The 238-nt window shown below is 54.2% G+C and carries 1 protein-coding gene; it reads right to left on the bottom strand.

Annotated features, from left to right (window positions below):
• A partial coding sequence (locus SB756_RS35090) for a 4-hydroxy-tetrahydrodipicolinate reductase (RefSeq protein ID WP_410913884.1) occupies positions 1-238 on the bottom strand: 238 nt, incomplete at both ends.

The raw sequence follows: 238 nt of genomic DNA, 5'->3' as shown, positions 1-238 counted from the left end.
AAACAGGCCAGATTTCTTATCTTTCAACCATAAAGCGGACTTAACCGCGCCATTTGCAAAGGTCATACGGCTTGAAGCCTTGTGGGTTATCTCTACGCGCTCGCCAATATCTGCAAACATCGCAGTATGCTCACCGACGATGTCGCCCGCGCGTACTGTCGCAAAACCGATGCTCTGCGGCTGGCGTTCGCCGGTGTGGCCCTCACGCGTATAGACCGCATGCTCATCCAGTTTCCAC

It is taken from the genome of Pseudomonas sp. SIMBA_068 (assembly GCF_046534705.1).
Lineage (GTDB): Bacteria > Pseudomonadota > Gammaproteobacteria > Pseudomonadales > Pseudomonadaceae > Aquipseudomonas > Aquipseudomonas putida.
This window is presented reverse-complemented; position numbering and strand designations above follow the sequence as displayed.